The organism is Cellulomonas biazotea (assembly GCF_004306155.1).
GTDB classification, from domain to species: domain Bacteria; phylum Actinomycetota; class Actinomycetes; order Actinomycetales; family Cellulomonadaceae; genus Cellulomonas; species Cellulomonas biazotea.
In genome coordinates this window covers 1-2,498 of the sequence record NZ_BIMR01000431.1, presented here as the reverse complement: position 1 = coordinate 2,498, position 2,498 = coordinate 1, and the positions used below count along the sequence as shown (strand labels likewise).

2 protein-coding genes are annotated in these 2,498 nt (G+C 74.5%); both read right to left on the bottom strand.

What is annotated here, in order from left to right:
• Window positions 1–290: hypothetical protein (locus tag CBZ_RS19825; protein ID WP_218022831.1), on the bottom strand; the 290-nt coding region annotated here is incomplete at its 3' end.
• On the bottom strand, window positions 268–2,328 hold the full coding sequence (locus tag CBZ_RS19820) for a flagellar biosynthesis protein FlhA (RefSeq protein ID WP_130783155.1): 2,061 nt from the start codon (window positions 2,326–2,328) through the stop codon (window positions 268–270). The genes CBZ_RS19820 and CBZ_RS19825, both read right to left, overlap by 23 nt.
• Window positions 2,329–2,498 lie beyond the last annotated feature (170 nt).

The window sequence follows — 2,498 nt, the reverse complement described above, 5'->3', positions numbered from 1 at the left end:
GGCGTCGACGACGAGCCGACCTCGTCGGCCTCGTCGGCCGCGGCGAGCAGCGCGGGCAGCCCGCCGGCGGCGGCACCGCCGGGCAGGACGCGCAGCGCCGCGGGCCGCTGCTCCGGCGGCGGCGGGACGTCGACGGTGATCTCGTAGCGCTCGCGCGCGAAGAACCCGCCGATGCCGCCGGTCCGGACCCGCTCGGCGCGCACGACGCGCGCCTGCGGGCCGAACTCCTGGCGCACGTGCGCCATCAGCTCGGCGAGGTCGGTGCCCTCAAGCAGCAATCGCGTGGTCACCGCGCACCACCCCCACGGTCTCGACGGTGAGGCCGCCACCGGTCACCTCGGCGTACGACAGGACGGGCAGGCGCGGCAGGCCGAGCGCGACGAGCCGGCGCAGGGCCGGGCGCACGACGGGCGCGCACACGAGCACGACGGCCCGACCCTCGGCCTCCGCGTCGGCGACGGCCGCGCGGAGCTGGTGCAGGACGACCTCCACCCGCGTCGGGTCGACGAGCAGCTGGGTGCCGCCGTCGCCGGGGCGCAGCGACTCGACGAGGGTCTGCTCCAGCCCGGGCTCGAGCGTGAGGACGCGCAGCACGCCGTCCTGCGTGTACGGGGCCGCGAGCGCGGGGCCGAGCGCGCCGCGGGCGGCCTCGACGAGCCCCTCGACGTCGGTCGACAGCTTGGCGCGCAGCGCGAGCGCCTCGTAGATGCGGCCGAGGTCGCGGATCGGGACCTCCTCGGCGAGCAGGCCCTGCAGCACGCGCTGCACCTCGCCGAGGCTCAGCAGCGACGGCACGAGCTCCTCGACGACCGACGGGTTGACCTTCTTGACCGACTCGGTGAGGACGCGGACGTCCTCGCGCCCCAGCAGGCGGGCGGCGTTCTGCGTGATGAGCGCGCCGAGGTGGGTGATGAGGACGGACACCCGGTCGACGACGGTCGCGCCGGACATCTCGGCGGCGTGCCGCAGCTCGGCGGGCACCCACTTGCCGGGCAGCCCGAACACGGGCTCGTGCACGGGGGTGCCGGGCAGCGCGGACAGGTCGTCGCCGAGCGCGAGCATGTACCCGGCGGGCGCCTCGCCGCGGCCGACCTCGACGCCGGCGATCTTGACGACGTAGGTCGAGCGCGGCAGGTCGACGGAGTCGCGGGTGCGCACGGGCGGCACGACGATCCCGAGCTCCATCGCGGTCTTGCGGCGCAGGCCGCGCACGCGCGCGAGCAGGTCCTGGTCGGGGCCGGTGCCGACGAGGTCGACCAGGTCGGGCGCCAGCAGGATCTCCAGGGTGTGCACGCGCATCTGCTCGATGAGCTGCTCGGGGGTGTCGGCGCTGGGCGCGGCGGCGGCGGACGCCGCGGGGGCCTTCGCGGCCTCGGCGGCCTCGCGGGTCTCGCGGGCCTTGACGCGCTGCGCGACGAGGATCAGCGTCGCGCCGACGAGGATGAACGGCACCTTCGGCATGCCGGGCAGCAGGGCCAGCGCGATCGCGCCACCGCCCGAGATGAGCAGCGCGTTGCGGGACTGGCCGAGCTGCTTCGCGGCGGCCGTGCCCATGTCGCCCTCGGCCGTGGCGCGGGTGACGACGATGCCGGTCGACACCGACAGCAGCAGCGCGGGGATCTGCGTGACGAGGCCGTCGCCGATGGTCAGGAGGCTGAACCGCTGCAGCGACTCCCCCGCGGACATGCCCATCTGCATCATGCCGATGACGAAGCCGCCGACGAGGTTGATGACGGTGATGACGATGCCGGCGATCGCGTCGCCCTTGACGAACTTCGAGCCGCCGTCCATCGCGCCGTAGAAGTCGGCCTCGGCGGCGACGTCCGCGCGGCGCTGGCGGGCCTGGTCCTCGTCGATGAGGCCCGAGTTGAGGTCGGCGTCGATCGCCATCTGCTTGCCGGGCATCGCGTCGAGCGTGAACCGCGCGCCGACCTCGGCGACGCGGCCGGCACCGTTCGTGATGACCGCGAACTGGATGACGACGAGGATGAGGAAGATCACGAGGCCGATGACGAGCGACCCGCCGATGACGAAGTGCCCGAACGCCTCGATGACCTGGCCCGCGTAGCCGTCGCGGAGCACGAGCCGCGTCGACGCCACGTTGAGCCCCAGCCGGAACAGCGTGAACACGAGGATCAGCGACGGGAAGACGGAGAAGTCGAGCGGCCGCTTCACGTACATCGACGTGAGCAGGATGACGAGCGACGCCGTGATGTTCACGGCGATGAGCACGTCGAGCAGCGCCGCGGGCAGCGGCACGACGAGCAGCAGCACGATGCCGACGACCCCTGCGGGCACCGCCATGGGTGCGATGGACCGGCTCTTCATCGGGACGTCTCCTGCGAGGTGGCGGCCGTGGTGGCCGGGGTGGCGGTGGTCGGCGTCGCGGGGCGGCGGCCGGCGCGGGCGGCGTCGCGCGCCCCGGCCCGCGCGGTCGCGCGGTGGTCGGTGGTGTCGTCGGGCGGGAGGGTCGAGCCGCCGGGGACGCGGTGCTGGCC

Excerpts from the sequence above, each read along its gene's own strand:
- CBZ_RS19820 (WP_130783155.1), bottom strand. The coding sequence starts at position 2,328 with ATGAAGAGCCGGTCCATCGCACCCATGGCGGTGCCCGCAGGGGTCGTC.